General features: G+C 57.0%; 15 protein-coding genes. 5 read left to right on the top strand and 10 right to left on the bottom strand.

The features are described from left to right. Positions 1-5: 5 nt before the first annotated feature. The 4 genes from ACI5KX_RS14130 to ACI5KX_RS14115 all read right to left on the bottom strand — a co-directional run bounded on the left by ACI5KX_RS14130 (position 6) and on the right by ACI5KX_RS14115 (position 2974). Positions 6-947 (bottom strand): Gfo/Idh/MocA family protein, encoded by a 942-nt coding sequence (locus ACI5KX_RS14130; RefSeq protein ID WP_406811395.1) that lies wholly within the window; start codon positions 945-947, stop codon positions 6-8. Positions 948-1311: 364 nt separating this feature from the next. Continuing rightward, positions 1312-1836, bottom strand: coding sequence for a PEGA domain-containing protein (locus ACI5KX_RS14125; RefSeq protein ID WP_406811394.1), 525 nt, complete (start codon positions 1834-1836; stop codon positions 1312-1314). Between the two features lie 165 nt (positions 1837-2001). Next, positions 2002-2298, bottom strand: a complete 297-nt coding sequence (locus tag ACI5KX_RS14120; RefSeq protein ID WP_406811393.1) for an excalibur calcium-binding domain-containing protein — start codon at positions 2296-2298, stop codon at positions 2002-2004. A 247-nt stretch (positions 2299-2545) separates the two neighbouring features. Next, entirely contained in the window at positions 2546-2974 is a 429-nt protein-coding gene (locus ACI5KX_RS14115) for a thermonuclease family protein (RefSeq protein ID WP_406811392.1), read from the bottom strand. A gap of 157 nt (positions 2975-3131) precedes the next feature. Here ACI5KX_RS14115 and ACI5KX_RS14110 point away from each other — a divergent pair, with 157 nt between their 5' ends. Both ACI5KX_RS14110 and ACI5KX_RS14105 read left to right on the top strand, forming a co-directional pair. Beyond that, positions 3132-3353, top strand: a complete 222-nt coding sequence (locus ACI5KX_RS14110) for a DUF6961 family protein (protein WP_406811391.1) — start codon at positions 3132-3134, stop codon at positions 3351-3353. A gap of 348 nt (positions 3354-3701) precedes the next feature. Further along, a complete protein-coding gene (locus tag ACI5KX_RS14105; protein ID WP_406811390.1) occupies positions 3702-4394 on the top strand; it encodes a hypothetical protein in 693 nt (230 codons plus the stop codon). Positions 4395-4438: 44 nt separating this feature from the next. On the opposite strand, the gene ACI5KX_RS14100 is transcribed toward ACI5KX_RS14105, so the two are convergent. Both ACI5KX_RS14100 and ACI5KX_RS14095 read right to left on the bottom strand, forming a co-directional pair. Beyond that, the gene (locus ACI5KX_RS14100; RefSeq protein ID WP_406811389.1) at positions 4439-6127 is read right to left on the bottom strand and encodes a recombinase family protein; all 1689 of its coding nucleotides are present in this window, start codon (positions 6125-6127) and stop codon (positions 4439-4441) included. After that, positions 6120-6545, bottom strand: coding sequence for a DUF2924 domain-containing protein (locus ACI5KX_RS14095; RefSeq protein WP_406811388.1), 426 nt, complete (start codon positions 6543-6545; stop codon positions 6120-6122). Before ACI5KX_RS14095 ends, ACI5KX_RS14100 begins: the two co-directional genes overlap by 8 nt. A 325-nt stretch (positions 6546-6870) precedes the next feature. Between ACI5KX_RS14095 and ACI5KX_RS14090 the strand changes: the two genes are divergently transcribed. The 3 genes from ACI5KX_RS14090 (at position 6871) to ACI5KX_RS14080 (ending at position 12320) form a co-directional block, all read left to right on the top strand. Then, entirely contained in the window at positions 6871-7494 is a 624-nt protein-coding gene (locus tag ACI5KX_RS14090) for an Ig-like domain-containing protein (protein ID WP_406811387.1), read from the top strand. Between the two features lie 108 nt (positions 7495-7602). Continuing rightward, positions 7603-7989 carry a hypothetical protein gene (locus ACI5KX_RS14085; RefSeq protein WP_406811386.1) on the top strand — a complete coding sequence of 129 codons (387 nt, stop codon included), beginning with the start codon at positions 7603-7605 and terminating at the stop codon, positions 7987-7989. Positions 7990-8186: 197 nt separating this feature from the next. Next, positions 8187-12320 (top strand): RHS repeat-associated core domain-containing protein, encoded by a 4134-nt coding sequence (locus tag ACI5KX_RS14080; protein ID WP_406811385.1) that lies wholly within the window; start codon positions 8187-8189, stop codon positions 12318-12320. Between the two features lie 324 nt (positions 12321-12644). On the opposite strand, the gene ACI5KX_RS14075 is transcribed toward ACI5KX_RS14080, so the two are convergent. The 4 genes from ACI5KX_RS14075 to ACI5KX_RS14060 form a co-directional block, all read right to left on the bottom strand. After that, on the bottom strand, positions 12645-13010 hold the full coding sequence (locus ACI5KX_RS14075) for a TrbC/VirB2 family protein (RefSeq protein WP_406811384.1): 366 nt from the start codon (positions 13008-13010) through the stop codon (positions 12645-12647). Positions 13011-13639: 629 nt separating this feature from the next. After that, positions 13640-14008: a TrbC/VirB2 family protein gene (locus tag ACI5KX_RS14070; RefSeq protein WP_406811383.1), complete on the bottom strand. Its 369-nt coding sequence runs from the start codon at positions 14006-14008 to the stop codon at positions 13640-13642. 8 nt (positions 14009-14016) lie between these two features. Continuing rightward, positions 14017-14988, bottom strand: a complete 972-nt coding sequence (gene virB11 / locus ACI5KX_RS14065) for a P-type DNA transfer ATPase VirB11 (RefSeq protein WP_406811382.1) — start codon at positions 14986-14988, stop codon at positions 14017-14019. 2 nt (positions 14989-14990) lie between these two features. Further along, positions 14991-15721 (bottom strand): TrbI/VirB10 family protein (locus tag ACI5KX_RS14060; RefSeq protein ID WP_406811381.1); only part of this gene is annotated, 731 nt, incomplete at its 5' end.

Here is a 15721-nt window from a genome sequence, read left to right as displayed (position 1 = left end):
TCCAGCTAACCCTGAACGCGTACCAGTTCGAAAATTTCTTCGATTGCTCTTAAGTTCTCGATACCATCCATCCAAGTCGGCAAATCATCTTGTTGACCCCAGCAAAGCCCGAGAAACTGTTGGAACATCAATCGATACTCTTCGTCGGGACGCACTTCCTGCATCGACCTTCCGGCCGAAGACCTGACACTTAGTCTCTGCACAGTAGATTGGTCATCCTTTCGCCAGTCGATTGCCGAGTCACCGTCCCAAAACCTGATTTCCTGGAATGAATTTTCACTTTCCCAGCCGCCTTCAAGCAGGATTGAGACACCCGATTGCGAAGTGCAGGTGATCGAAAAGTACGATTCAGTCTCGCACTTTGCGTCAAATCTGATTTCTCGCACCGCGGATACATTGATAGACCCGCAACAAAAGCGCGCCATATCGAGCATATGCGTACCGACATCCATCAGGATGCCGCCGCCAGCCATTGCCTTGTCAAGCTTCCAGTGTTTGTCGCCGGGGTAAGGAGCGAACCAGCGCATCGCCAATGAAGCACCTCCCCTCGGTTTGGCGGAAATTGTTGACTTGATAAGCCTGGCAGGAAGCGAATACCTTTTCTTGAACGCTACCCTTACTTTCGATTTGTCATAATCGCGGAACAGTTCCTCTTGCGATGAGCTTAGCAGCATCGGTTTTTCAACCAATGTCGGCAGCTTGCTCGTCAGGGCGGCATGGATGTGGTGCTGGTGGGCGGCGACCGGTGTCGCAATGTACAAGCCATCGCACCCGGAGTCGGCAATTAAGTCGGAGATATCATCAAAGACGTTATACGACCCCGGATATTCGAGGTGCCAGTCAGGAAGGTGCGTAATCGAGACAGTATCGAAGAGACCAATGCCCGACTGAGCCTTTTTGACCGCAACCCCGGCTCCGATGATTCCAAGGTGTGATTTTTGCCCCATCAGTCGACTTGGCAGAAATTCTTCCGACTTGTCACGTGAGAAACATGTGCCCTATCAAGTTTTTTGCTGGGCCGTCTTGGTCACGCTTACGCGCCAATGCCTTAAAAGAAAGCTGGTTGAGCAGTCAGGACGTCTCTTGTGGTTAATGCGGCCAAGCAAAACATCGTTGAACGCGTGACAACGGAAATGATTCTCGAGGTTATCCAACTTCCGCCTCGCATCCGACTTGAGATTTATCTCACGGTTTATGTCAATCCGCCACTGCACGCAGTTCCGCAACGGTCACCGATTGGCAGACTTTGAATTATGGAAGGGCCCCGCAAACTGCTGGGGCCCTTCCAGATTTGAGCGTTGGGTGAGCCGCCTATTCGCTGCCGGGGTTCGGAGCTGCCTCCAGCCCGGCAAGCTCGGCACCGATCGTCTTTGCGACATCGACGCGCACAGAATCGTTGTGCTCTTTGACGGTCATGGTCACGTTCCCGTCCTTGTCGAGCAGGACCGCTTCTTCATCGGTTCCTTCCTCGGCTAGCTGGACGATAAGCGGGCGCGGATAGAGGCGATTGCTTGCCCCGTTGCTGCCATCGACAACAGCACCAATCCCGCCGCCGGCCAGAATGTTGCCGAAGGTAGAGCCTCCCAGTTTCGACTGAATGAGTACATAGGTCGGCTTGTAGCCTTCCGCGTAAAGATCGACCCGCTGGTCATTCTTCCGCTTCATTTCCAGTTCGCAAGGTGTGATGCATTCCTGACCGGATGTAAAAGTTGCAGTTGCCCCCTCTGGCCGGGTCTCGGTCGAGTAATCGACATTCGTCCCATTGAGCACAGTCGCGCAGCCACCGCTGGCGCTCGCAAGCAGCGCAGCCAGCGCTACGCTTCCCAATTTTTTCATGATACGTCCCTGTTATTCGGCAGAATTGCCGAACGTTAGCGGTACCAATCCGTGGTGGCCGCGGAATTGTACGCGAGCGACATCGAGCGCTTTTTCGGAAGGTGTGGTGTTTGGGTCAGCCTGCACTCGCGACCGGCATCCTTCTAGCGCAAGGCACGATAGCTCTCATTCGCATCCTACCCCATCTCGATCGCGATCAAGATGGGGTGCGTAGCCGGGATCACCTCGCCTGACCGGTGCGGCACCTGCAGCGCGAGCTGCCGAGCAATTGGCGAAGTAGACCGGCAGCGAATAGTCAGGCTGCGCGTTCTCGAACTGAGGGGCGGCCTGGTAGAGGGGTTGGATCGATGATTGATCGGCCGAGGCGCGATCATCTCCCATCTTGCCAAAGAGGAACCCGCCAAGCGCGGCAGCCGCAAGAGCGCCCCACCCGAACGGCTTGTCGCTGCTTCGAGATTTCATTTTGGGATGTTCCGTGGCTGTGTCCGCGCATTTCCATGTTCGCCAGCGCCTGATGGTGCGGGAGATGCATCTGAGACTGGATCAGGACCGAAGACCGGCTTGCCCGAATAGTCGTGAGAGGCAGAGGATCTCTCGGCCAAAGCCAGCAAGCCGACAGCGAATGGCACAATCAGGCAACCAAGAAGCAGGGCGAACTCCAGCTGGATCATCCAGCTTCTTCGCTTATGCTGATTGCCCCACTCTTTCATCAGCAGCGATGCCCTTTCCAATAGCGATCCCACCGAGCGGCCCAACCTCCTGACACCATTGCACAGGAAAGATCTCCTCCGCGAGGCGATACACACCAGGCAGCCGTGCGACTGCCGCCTGCCGATCCATCGGATACGCAGCGCATCGTCGGTCCACTCACAATGACATGACCGTATTCTCCGTAGCCCCTGGCCACGCCCACAAGACGCACGAGAGCATCACGTGCCTCGGTTGCGCCGGCATCGGGGCATGGGTGGCCCACACTGCAGCTGCCATCCATTTCGCGGGCCGCGATACCTGATAGCCTCACCCGCGGCCCTTCCTCGCACCAGATCGGACCATCACCGTCCCATACAGCGGTAGGCGTGCAGGCAAATTCTTCGCCGGCCGGCACGGTAGAAATGAGCAATATCAAACCTGCGAGCATTATGACCCCTCGATTGAGAAACGCCTATATCACAATTGTTTAAACAAAACTCCAATCGTCTTTGAGGGGGCTTCGCGTATTCCAGCTAAGGCCGTGACCGCTTTGCGCGGACAGAATTCAGCTAGCCATATTGGATCTGCGCTGAGACAATCACACCATGTCACTTACGCGCGATAAGGAGCTGTGGGCCATGGCCTTGTGGGTCGAGAAGCACCACGGAGCCGATGGGCATCGGTTTATCCAAGAACGGATCGAGCATTACGAGGCTGACGAAGAACCGGGCGGCGCCAAATTGTGGCGCGCGGTTGCCGAGCGCTATTCCCAAATACAGTTAGGGCCCATTCCCATCCATGGGCAGCCGGGCACACTCCCAAACTAGCCCTGTCCTACATGGAACAATGTGTGAACATAGGGACCTCCATTCGAATCGGAGGCCACAATGCTAGTCCTGGATCCTGCCGCACTCGTCGCGCTTGCTGCGCTGATCGGTGCGATTTCAACTCTGGTTTGGGCGATTAGGCGCAAACCATGAATATTGAACTCGCTAACGGTGAACAGAATGGTTTCGACAAGTACAGGGTGTTTCCCGAGGTGTATTTCCGGCTTTGATGCTGGGATTGATAGACGCTTCAATATTTATAGTTCCGCAGCAGGAAATGGAGATCGATTGTAATGGATCCTGATTAACTGTAGTCAGGGGAAATTGGTGGCAAGTTTTGGGGGCAAGATGACGACACGCACCTACCAAGGAATGCGACTGCGTTCACCGAGTAGCTTAATCACTGGTGTTTCAGCCTCCATTACTGTTCGAAAAGGGGAATTGTCCGAAGAACCTGAAGCGGCGTCAGTCGCTTGGGTAGGGCTAAGCACCGCCAATGAAGTAGCCGGGACCCCAACATGGTGGTTGCAGTTCGGCCATGTTTACAGAAAGATGGAGGTAGCCGACCTCCAGCGCAAATTTGATCGATCCCGACCTGGAAGTGATACATACCTTCAGGCGCAGCCTGATGATAGGGCCAAGCCCCGAACCGGACACTATCTCTATGTTGAAGGGGCGAAAGAAGGCACAACCCTCAAGAGAACACTATTGCCGGGCAAGGCCTACAAATACAGGATCGAGCAAGGACGCGACGGTTGGGATTACTTCCTGAATGAGAAGAAGCTGTGCACCATTCAACCGCCGGATTTGTTTAAGAACAAAGAGCTGGTTGTCATGTTCATGTGCGAGGAGCTCGGAGGCTCGTCCATCCCCGGGTCAATGAGCGAAAAAACAATCTTCACGGAATGTGAATACGAGTACTCTGCAGAGTGGATCGATGCTGATTTTGATTCCGAAGAGTTTATTCCGCAGATACTCAATCGCAATCAGAAGAGCCATTGGACGAGCGCGGGAAATTCACTGAGCGTTTGGAGCGATTGAGTCTTAAACCCAGTCTCAAACTAGGTTGCCTAGGACGCTTAAACTCATGGCGCTGCGAACTGCTTTCGCTGCTCATCCCAACACCACGGTAATGGCCTCGCAAGAAGCGTCTTGCTAGTCAGGCCAATCGGCTGTCGCCCCTCGACGATGATTTCAATGATATCGGGCGCGAGGCAGGATATGCCTACGAGTTTGGTCAACCGCGTACGGCATTTGCCAAGGTCCTTGGCGATCGCCGACATTGAGCGCTCAGGCTGGCTTAGAACTACGTCGCGCATTTCCAGCGCCTCGTGCACAAGCGCGATCAGCTTCTTGTCGTGCCTCGGCGGAGCGGGCTCATCCTCCTCGCGGCCGGGAACCACCAGCCGCAACTGATGCCCCGAGCGCATCTTCACCGCAGGAATTGGCAGTCTCAGGAAACGGGTGCGAGGCGCATTCTCGCCCAGATCGAAGCGTTGCGCGATCGCTTGGGCATCGAGTTCGACCGTCACGCCGTCTTGCGCACACGCCACCGTGGCGACCAGCGTGGATATAACGTCAGCTCGGGTCGCGGCATCGCCGCTCTCCAGATCCGTCGCGGCTCGTCCGGCCTTTTCACGCACGGCCCGAAGCGCCGCTGCGTCCGCGGCAAGCGGCCCGGCGATATCCATAAGCCAGCCATCATCGCGCAGTTGCGCCGCAAGATGCTCGCAGACCAGCTGCTCCAGATCGCTGGCAGGCACGCGGCAGGCAGGATGGTCGACTAGCTGGTCGGCACGTGTGACATAGTAGCGATAGCGCTGCGTCTTTCGGCTCTTGCCCGAATGGCTCGGGGTCATCGCTCTTCCATGCTCGTCTTGGACCAGCCCTATCAGGAGGCTGGGCTGCTTGGTGCCTTTGCGGCGCGATGAGCCCGAGGCGTTTTCCTTGAGATTGAACTGGACGCTATCCCACAGCTCCTCATCGACGATCGCTTCGTGTTCGCCCTCGAACACCTCGCCCTTGTGCTTGAGCTTCCCGCGGTAGATCGGGTTGGCGAGCAAGTGATAGAGCGTGCCGCGGCGATAAAGGCACCCGCCCTTGTGCGGTCCGCTCGCGCGCTTCTGCGCCTTGGTGCGATAGCCTTCGCGCTCGAGCTCCTGGGCCAGCGCGGGAACGGTCCCGAGCGCAAGGTAGCGCTGCATGATATGGCGCACCTCTCCGGCCTCCTTGGGCACCACGACGAGCTTGCGGTCCTTGACCCGGTACCCCAATGGCACCGGCCCGCCCATCCATAGTCCCTTCTTCTTCGAAGCCGCGATCTTGTCGCGGATCCGTTCGCCGGTGACTTCGCGTTCGAACTGCGCAAAAGAGAGCAGCATGTTCAGCGTCAGCCTGCCCATGCTGGTCGTGGTGTTGAACGCCTGGGTAATGCTGACGAAACTCGCTTCGGCCTTGTCGAGCACATCGACGATCCGCGAGAAGTCCGACAGGCTGCGGGTAAGCCGGTCGATCTTGTAGAGCAGCACGATATCAATGAGGCCCGCCTCAATGTCCTCCAGGAGGCGCTTCAGGCCGGGCCTTTCCATAGTGCCGCCCGAGTAGCCGCCATCATCATAGCGAGCCTCGATCACCTCCCAGCCCTCATGCCGCTGGCTCAGCGCATAGGCTGCACAGGCCTCATATTGCGCATCGAGGCTGTTGAACTCCTGCTCGAGACCGTCCTCTGTCGATTTGCGGGTGTAGATCGCGCAGCGCTTGATCGGCTCAGCCACGCTTGTGCAGCCCGAAGAAGCGCGGCCCCGACCAATGGGTTCCGGTGACGGCTCTCGCGATCTCGGTAAGCGAGTTCCAGTCCTTGCCATCATAGCGCAGCCCATGCTCGAGGACTTCGACCAGGATCGTCTGCCCGTTCCACTCGCGCACCAGGCGGGTGCCCGGCGAAACCCGCGGCGAGGCGGGCTTGCCCGCTGACGCGCCTTCTCGGTCTTTGGCCAAGCGCTCGAGTTCTCGTCTCACACTGACCTTGAGCTTGCCAGCGCGGCTCGCCTGCAGGCGGTGAGCAGCCAGCAAGCGCAGAATGTTCAGCGGAAGCGAGGGCACAGGCTGTCTGAAGAGATCGGACCAAAGATCGAGAAGGTCCGACTGGGACAGTTCCATCAGGTCTGCAATGCGGTCAGGTCTGCTTCTCACGATGCAGGGGATTGCTCTGTCCTGCGATGAAGTCGAGTAATTGCTGCAGATAGTATTCAGAAAGGGCGAGGATTCCGGAAAGGTGCAGCCAAATATGGCAATCTCCTTGAGTAGAACCGCGCTATTCCACCCACCGAGCAGTCCAAGGCCCCTTAATAAATTCTATAGTCTGAGAATTCGAAAGTCGCAGAATTCCGCGAATTATCACCCATATTTCAAAATATGTCGACAATAAGTCATTGACCAGTCCAGATAATTCAATCGACCATTGTGTGGTGTCTGAATGTCATTCCTTTAGCATTCGGTCAGAACACATGAGGACAGGATGGCGAAATTCCAATTGATTTGCTCGGCGAGTATTGGCGCGCTGGCAACGATCTTAGCAACGAGCGTTCAGGCTCAACAAGAAACCAAAGATTTCGGCTACGACGCTCTTGGGCGCCTTACTACGACTGAAGTGTCAGGCGGAACGAACAACGATGATACCCGCACGCTCTGCTACGACGAGATGGGCAATCGCACCGAGTTCAAAACGCGCAATGATGGTTCGGTTCCGGCATGTGCTGCGCCAACCCCGACGCCCACTCCAACGCCAACTCCGACGCCCACTCCAACGCCAACCCCGACGCCGCCCCCGTCGAACAATCCTCCCAATGCGGTAAACGATTCGGCTAGCGGCGAATGCAATTCGCTCCGGCTGATCGACGTGACTGTCAATGATAGCGACCCGGATGGAGACTATCCGCTTTCACTTACATCGGTCGTGAAAACCTCCGGCAGCGCGACTTTACTCTCCTTTTCCGAAGGGACGATCTCATTTCGTTTTGGCCCGATGCACGATGCCTCAACATTTTCCTACACAGTCCAAGATTCATTGGGTGCAACCGATACGGCGAACCTCTCCGTTTTGACGACTTCGTGCTTGGGTGGCGGGCTGCCACCAGAGTAACCCTAGCCACAGCTTCCAATCCTGCCACTGACTGGAGAGCCGCCAATGGCCACTCGCAATAATTCTGAAATTGTCTTTCCCTTATTCGCGCTACTCGTATCGCTCGCGATGCCCGCCCGGGCGCAAGGGCTAGACGGCAACGACGCACCCGGCTCTGACCAGAATTCACCGATCTGCATGGCCCGGCCGCATGATGCCGTTGCGCAAGTGAGACCGGAACAGCGCGGGAAGCCCTTCCATATCCTCGCCGTCCAAGGATCGGTTGCGGGACTTGAGGCGAAGGGCTTCTCGATCGTCGACTGCGCCAAGGCCAAGCTCGGGCAGCAAGGGCAGGTGAAGCGCTATCGCGACACGATTTGTGAGCTTGCGTCGAAAGGCAACGAAGCTGTCCAGAACCAACTTGAGCGGGCACTTGGCGAAAGACCTGCCACGCTATGCGCCAACGCGCAGGTAATCGCCGGGCGCTGGCAGCGCGGGCAGTCTTCCACCGAGTGAATCTCGTCGGCTGAATTCGTTTCCACCTTCCCAGAATTCCCTTCGATCCGAGGATCAATATGCAGGCTAAACACGCTCTTCTTTCGACCGCTGCCATCCTGGCACCCACCACTCTTGTGACAGCCCCCGCCTTGGCTCAAACCGTAACTGTGGACCCCCCCGAAATTCGCCTTCCGTTGGACGAGCATGGAGTAAACTTGGCGACAGGCGAGATTGTTACACCTTCTTCGAGCGTTTCTATTGGTGGCGCGAATGGACTGACCCATACCCGTACCCGGGTGGGGAATGGCTGGCGGCACAATTATATGATTTCCCTGGAAATGGAGTCAGGAAATCCGAACGCGGCGATCAACTGGGGAGGCACGAGGAAGACATTCACATGGAATGGGACGGTTTATGCTGCCGATCAGGGTACTGGCGAGACGATAGCCCACAATTGGTCGACCGGCACCCACACATACACCAGTCGCGACGGCACGCAGATCGTCTTCAAGGAATCGTACGTTAATAACGGTGAGAGTTACTACGGCACCGCAGACGCATTGGCGGAAACCATCACAAGCCCGGACGGCAAGCAAACTACACTGCACTATGTAAACGATCTTTACGCTTTTGAAGTTTCACCGGGGACTTTTGTGGATGTCTATGTAGTGAGGCTCCAATCAGTCACAAACAACGCATCATATCAATTGCGTTTCAAATACGCAGCAGACTCCGCATCCAACACTAACCTTTGGTATCGGATTACAAAGGTAACGGCTATTAATAACGCCGAAGAATATTGCGATCCGACCGGGGCCTGCACGCCGTCGAATGGCTGGCCATCGCTCAGCTACGATGTCTCATACTCGGGCTCCGATACGCTCGAAACCGTGACCGACGTCCTCGGTCGCACCTCGCGCTTTCGGAGCGACTCTTCGGATCGCCTTACCGGTGTGAAGCGGCCGAGTGAAACGACCGATGGTGTTGTCATCAGCTACGATGGAAACGACCGGGTCTCCTCGATCCAGTACCAAGGCAGCTACACTCGCACCTACACCTGGGATGTACTCGGCTCCAGCCTCACTTCGAACTCAAACGATTCTCTCGGACGGTTTCGAGCTACCGCCACAGACTCAACACAAAGTGTTGTCACCTACATCCTCGACGCTCAGAACAACGCCAGAACGTATGAGTACGACGCTGATGGCCGATTGGAGGCAAGCGTTCAACCTGAAGGCCAGCGCACCGAATACACATACGATGCCCGCGGAAACGTCACCGAGGTTCGCCAGATCGCAGAGCCCGGCTCCGGATTGGCGGACATCGTTTCAACCGCTGCTTTCCCAGTCTCCTGTGCGAACCCAGTTACCTGCAACAAACCCATTTCCACGACGAGCGCAGGTTCAGCGACATCAAACTATTTTTATGATGCGACCCATGGCGGAATCACTCGTATCGAGAGCCCGCCGAACAACGATGGTGACCGAACCATTACTCACATCTCCTATGTGAGCCGCACGGCCAAGACCAGGAATTCTTCAGGTGCGCTCGTCAATCAGACCACATCTCTGACATTGCCATCGAACGTTCGCGCTTGTCGGACGCAGGAACTCTGCCCCAATAGCGCGGACGAGGCCAACACCGATATCGCCTATGATGCGAACATCGCCCCGAACCTGAACCCCGTATCGGTGACGCGCCGAGCAGGCAACAACACGCTCGTTTCGACCACAAGCTTCTCCTACACCGAGCTCGGCGATGTCGAGACGATCAATGGTCCTCTTGCGGGTAACGGCGATGTCACCACATATCGGCGGGACAATGCCGGGCAGGTCCTGGGAGTCATTTCGCCCGACCCGGACGGCGCCGGGAGCCTCCAGCGCCCGGCGACTCGCCTCACCTATAATCCGGATGGCCAGGTGACGCTCTCCGAAAGTGGATATGTCACCGGCACGAGCAACACCGACTGGAACAATTTTACAGTCGATACCGTCGCCGAGACCACGTATGATGATTTTGGTCGCGCAATCGCTTCATCACAGATCTCCACCGACGGCACGACGCGGTATTCGATCACGCAATACGGTTACGACAATGCCGGGCGGCTAGAATGCACCGCGGTGCGTATGAACCTCACTTCCTCTTCCACCGCGCTGCCAGCAGATGCTTGCGTCAAGATGACCCCAGGAACCTTCGGAGAGGATCGCATCGCCAAGCGATACTTCGACACGGCCGACCGTGTAACCGAAGTCTGGGCCGGGGTAGACACCAGCTATCAGCAACAGTCCGCCGCTATGTCCTACAACGCGAACGGGACACTTGCCTGGGTCGAAGACGCTGCCGACAATCGCACGAGCTACACGTATGACGGCCATGATCGCCTAAGCCGCACGAACTACCCCTCCGAGACTGTATCCTCGACCAGCAACAACAGCGACTATGAGCAGCTCAATTACGATGCGGCGGGCAACGTCTCGACACGCCGGACCCGCCGCGGGGAGGTTTTCGGCTACTACTACGCCCCAAATGGCGAGCTTTATCGGAAAATTGTTCCTGACCGCCCAGGACTATCGAGCACGCATACGCGCGATGTGTTCTACAAGTACGACCTATTCGGAAACCCGACCGATGCGCGCTTCGACAGTCTGAGCGGCGAAGGTATCACATTTGCCTATGACGCATTGGGCCGATTGACGTCCGAGGCACAGGCGATGGACGGCACCATGCGGCAGATCGGCTATCAATACGACGTGGCAAGCAGGCAATCTCGCATCACCCACCCTGATGGAGAATATTGGACATACACTTACGACAATCTCGGCCGCTTCAGAACGATAAGGGACGAGAACAATGTAGGCCTTGTCGGCCAATACTATGACAATGCCGGCCGCAAAGGCCTAAGGTCGCGAATCAATGGGCCGATGGGCGAATACTATTATTACGACGATGCCGGACGCCTCGATCGTATCTGGTTCTACAACCAGTACAGCAGCACCTATCACACGAACTTCTACTTCAGCTACAACCCCGCTGGCGAAGTCATCAGCGAAGACGTGACAAACCAGGCCTATGTGTGGGACGCTCATCCTTCCGGCAGTCTCGACACAGCCTATGTCCCGGACGGATTGAACCAGTATGACAGCGTCGATGCGACCGTGTTCTCGTACGACGACAACGGCAACCTGATATCCGATGGCGGCACCAGCTTCGTCTACGATACCGAGAACCGGTTGGTGAGCGCATCCGGCGGCAACAACGCGACCCTTCGCTACGATCCGCTGGGACGGCTCTACGAAATCACAGACGGCAGCAGCAACGTGACTCGTATGCTGTATTCAGGAAACGACCTGATTGCGGAATACAACGCGAGCGGCGCGATGCTCGATCGCTATATTCATGGTCTGTCGGCCGGCGACGATCCGCTGATCCGGTACCCCGGATCGAATGCCGCCACGACTGCATCGGAGCATCTCTACATAGATCGGCTCGGTTCGATCATCGCGATCTTCGGGCATGACCGGACCTTGAAGTCCATCAACGCCTATGACGAATACGGGATGCCGGGCGCTCCTTCTACCAACGCCAACAGCGGACGCTTCCGGTACACGGGACAAATCTGGATACCGGAACTCGGGCAATACCACTACAAGGCGAGGGCGTATTCGCCGGGTCTGGGCAGGTTCATGCAGACCGATCCGATTGGGTATGGCGATGGGCTGAATATGTATGGGTATGTTGGGAATAATCCGACGAACTTCATCGACCCGCTTGGGCTCAACGGAACCTCTTGCCCACCTGGCCATATTTGCGTGGACCGAGACAGAAAGAAGAGAGGATCGGGAGGGTCGGATAGTGACTCCGGGATTCCTAGCACCTCGTATGATCCGACGTTAGATCCGCTCCTTTCGTTGATATACGGGCCTAACGGGCATCTGAATGAGATTATTGCGAGGGGTGGGGGGAGTGGTCGCCAGCCAAGATCCAAGAAACGGGCGCCTCTTGGGACTTCGTTCGTCTCGATACAAATAACTTCCGAGATCTGCCGAGCCCTTGCTGAGGGAGATGATCTGACACAGCTTGCATCGCTACTAATCGGATCATACGCTGGCTACAAAATCGGCGAGGTACTTGGAAACGGGGTGACCGGCTCTCTAAATCACGTTGACAAGAAGTTTCGACCGGTAGTCAACAATAAGTACATCCCACCATCCGCACGCAGGATCGCCAATGCACGTCGTGGAGGCGTGATCGGAGGTGGAACCGTGCTTACTCTACAGCTAGCGTTCAGTGATGAAATCGATAGTTTCTACGGCCAACTCGCAGATGCTTGCGTGAACGCACTAAGTTAGGAAAAGTAATGAAATATTATGGGAAGCAATCGGTATATCTAAAGGCCTCAATATTAGTTTCAACTTTATCTTTACTTATATTAACTAATAGGATATTTGCCGTCATAGAAAGTAATGAGAAGTGGGAGATCTTGTTATTTGGCTCTTTCTTTATTTTAGGATATTTCCAGTTCCAGACTGTTAATCTATTGATGACTGGTATTGATCAAGATGACGAAGATGGCTCTTAATAATGTTTTCAATTCTACATTAAAAGGTTCACTCTGCGATAAACAAAGAGATCTTGAACTTCGGATTCGGAATTCAAATTAAGTGTAGCCAGCCTCATCGATCGTCCCGAACCGAAGCCTGTGCGTAAGGATTGTATTCCACAGCTTCGATATCTTGCCTCGAAGCGGGCGGCGGAATTTGCGTAATTCTAGGCTCGTAAACGTCACCCCGCCCCGAATTCTCGATCAGCGCCATCGCGATCAGCGGCGCGCCGAGCGGCAGGATGCATCCCATCATTACGCGAGCGCCTTCGCGCACCGCCAGCCTCCCGGTCAGCAGCAAAAACCCCACAAACGCCACCGCCAGCACGCACAGCACCACCGCGACCTCGCCGAACAGCGCTCCGCCAAGCCAATCCACCGAGGATCCGATCCCCGACCCGGAAGCGGGCTCAAACAGGTCTTGCCGATAATCGGACATTCAAGCGCCCTTCGTTAGCAGGCCATCTGCGGCGTCCCCATCGTGCCAGCAAAGAAATACGAATCCAAGCAATCTTGGTCCTTCAGCCATCGTGCTCCTGCACGTGCCGCTCCGATTACAAGACAGAGTATTGTTCGCGAAATGCTTTACTTCGGGCAATCGAGTTCGTCGCTTTGACTTGCGCGGGAACAAGTGAATGCTAGCGTATCTATGCCTCGGGGACTGTCGTAAGCCCGAGCATCATGATGCTCTCTATTCAAGGAGACATTGTGATGAGGATTTTGTCGAAGCGTCAGGTCAAGGAGCTGGTTCTGTATTCGCCTCAGCACATCGCACGCCTGGAAAAGGCCGGCGAAATCCCAAGAGGGTAAAGGTGCGCCCGAACGGGGTCGGATGAATTGCGGGCGAAGTGCTGGATTGACCACTGACACGCCTGGAAGCCAGAGACGAACCTGTCTTGCGAACATGGTAGGCAAGAGCATTGGCAACTGACCTCGCCCCATGAGCCAAGAGTCAAAACACCCTTCTGTTCAAGCTCTTGAACGCGTCCCTCAGCTGCTGATCGGCGATACCCAGTCCGAGAATGTGAACCCGAGGTCTCTAAAGCCCGAAAAGGTCGTGACCTCATATCACCGATCATCCCGAACCGATGCCTGCGCGTAAGGATTGTACTCCGCCGATTCAAGATCTCCACGAGGAGATGGACTCGGCGCTTCAACGATTGTTGGGTCTACGCTTTCGGATCGCTCAAAGGCTCCACTGATGGCGACCGCAATAGTCGGCGCCCCTAGCAGCACGAAACACCCAAGAGCCACGCGCAGACCTTCGCGAACCGCAAGTCGGCCGGACAACATCAGAAAGCCCACGAACGCCACGGCCAAGACACATAGCGTGAGCGCCAGCTCACCCAGCAACAGACCGTTGATCCAATCGAGTGAGCCGCCTAATTCCGACGGGCCGGCAGGTTCGAGCAGGCTGGATTGCACGGGAGCTGCCATACAGGTTCCTACCTCGCGGCGAGGACCTGGCTGACGGTCCGCCTGCCCTGGCGACGCTCCAGCTGGACGAAAACGTCGATGCTCTCGCGGACATAGTGGCGCACGTCCTCGCGAGCGAGGCGCGAACCCGATTGGAGGATGAGCAACGCCAGCTGCTCGATCGCACGCGCGGGCGTGTCGGCATGGACGGTGGTCATCGATCCGGGGTGGCCGGTGTTCACGGCGCGCAGGAAAGTGAAGGCTTCGCTCCCGCGCAATTCACCCAGGATGATGCGGTCCGGGCGCATCCGCAGCGCGGCGATAAGCAGGTCTTCGGCGGACACTTGCGCTTCGCTCTCCTCTCCGCGTGCGGCGATCAGCCCGACCGAGTTTGCGTGCTCGAGGTACAGCTCGGGGGTGTCTTCGATCAGGATCAGCCGTTCTTCGCGCGGAACTTCGCCGAGCAGCGAATTGAGGAATGTGGTCTTTCCGGAGGAGGTACTGCCCGACACCAGGATGTTCTTTCGCCCGCGCACAGCAGAACGCAAATGGCTTGCGGCTTCCCTCCCTCCGAGCGGTACCAGCTCGCGTTCTACCAGTGGGATGGGCGCACCCGTAACCGCCGCATCGAAAGCCTCCGAATCCTCCCAGTCGCTGAGCGTAAGCTTGGCCGAGACATGTCGGCGAAACGCAAAGCAATGGCCTTCCCGGGTCGCCGGCGGGGCCGCGATCTGGACGCGCGAGCCATCGGGCAGCGTCGCGGCGAGCAGCGGTTGGGATCGGCTGATCCCCTGCGAGGAATGCGCTGCGATCTGGCGCGCCAACCGCGCAAGCAGGGCTTGGTCGAGACCGGGTTCCTCGATGCACTCGATGCCGCCCCCGAGCGTTTCGATCCAGACTTCGCCCGGACGGTTGATCCAGATATCGGTCAGGTCGCCGCGCTCGAAATAGGACGCGAGCGGGGCGAGAAAGCTGTCGAGATAGTAGCCTGTCGCGGCCACGCTCAGCGCTCTACACTCGAAAAATCGAGATCGCGCGCGACGAAAACCGAGACGCTGGTGCCCTGTCTCACCTTGAGCGTGGGCAGGATTTCGCGTTGGTTGTCGACCCCGACATTCTGCGTGCTGCCGGGAAGCGCGACGATCACTCCGTCCGAAGCCTCATTGACCGCGATCCCGGTGCCAATGTCGAGAACCGAGTTAAGCAGCGCACCCCCAAAGCGCTGCCAGAACTTGCCGTCGACCTTGCCCTTGATTCCAGCCCTGCCTAGAGGGTCAGAAGACGGCGAGTCCAGCGCAACTGTAACGCCGTCAGGCCGTATGACGCGGGTCCACTGCACCATCGCCCTGTTTTGTCCCCGTTGGAGATTGGCTTCGTACTCTCCGTAGAGCCGACTACCCCGAGGGATCAGCACCCTGGTTCCGTCGAAGCTTGAAACGTCACGCTGCACCAGCGCGCGCACGCCTCCCGCTCGCGTAGAGTCGAGCGCCGTCTCCAGAACTGCAGGGATGACGGTGCCCTGTGGGATCGTGCGTGAGGGATTGAGGAAGCGGCCAGCTTGCACCCGTTCGCGATCTGTGCCGCCCTCAGCGAGCGATGGCTGGGTAACTGGCGGAATACGGCTTTCGAAGACTACCTGCGGCTGCGCCGGAACTGGTGTTGGTCGAATAGGAATGGGCAATGCGATTGGAGGCGCTGGCGTAGGGGGAAGAGCGATCGGCTGCGCGATCGGGG

It is taken from the genome of Erythrobacter sp. GH1-10, from assembly GCF_045363165.1.
Lineage (GTDB): Bacteria > Pseudomonadota > Alphaproteobacteria > Sphingomonadales > Sphingomonadaceae > Erythrobacter.
Note: the sequence above shows the minus strand (reverse complement) of the source record. Positions and strands in the feature narration are given on the sequence as shown.

What these genes read in the sequence shown, in the direction of transcription:
- ACI5KX_RS14075 (WP_406811384.1), bottom strand. Translation starts at nt 13,010, where the DNA reads ATGTCCGATTATCGGCAAGACCTGTTTGAGCCCGCTTCCGGGTCGGGG.
- ACI5KX_RS14110 (WP_406811391.1), top strand. Translation starts at nt 3,132, where the DNA reads ATGTCACTTACGCGCGATAAGGAGCTGTGGGCCATGGCCTTGTGGGTC.
- ACI5KX_RS14070 (WP_406811383.1), bottom strand. Translation starts at nt 14,008, where the DNA reads ATGGCAGCTCCCGTGCAATCCAGCCTGCTCGAACCTGCCGGCCCGTCG.
- ACI5KX_RS14105 (WP_406811390.1), top strand. Translation starts at nt 3,702, where the DNA reads ATGACGACACGCACCTACCAAGGAATGCGACTGCGTTCACCGAGTAGC.
- ACI5KX_RS14090 (WP_406811387.1), top strand. Translation starts at nt 6,871, where the DNA reads ATGGCGAAATTCCAATTGATTTGCTCGGCGAGTATTGGCGCGCTGGCA.
- ACI5KX_RS14085 (WP_406811386.1), top strand. Translation starts at nt 7,603, where the DNA reads ATGCCCGCCCGGGCGCAAGGGCTAGACGGCAACGACGCACCCGGCTCT.
- ACI5KX_RS14120 (WP_406811393.1), bottom strand. Translation starts at nt 2,298, where the DNA reads ATGAAATCTCGAAGCAGCGACAAGCCGTTCGGGTGGGGCGCTCTTGCG.
- ACI5KX_RS14115 (WP_406811392.1), bottom strand. Translation starts at nt 2,974, where the DNA reads ATGCTCGCAGGTTTGATATTGCTCATTTCTACCGTGCCGGCCGGCGAA.
- ACI5KX_RS14125 (WP_406811394.1), bottom strand. Translation starts at nt 1,836, where the DNA reads ATGAAAAAATTGGGAAGCGTAGCGCTGGCTGCGCTGCTTGCGAGCGCC.
- ACI5KX_RS14130 (WP_406811395.1), bottom strand. Translation starts at nt 947, where the DNA reads ATGGGGCAAAAATCACACCTTGGAATCATCGGAGCCGGGGTTGCGGTC.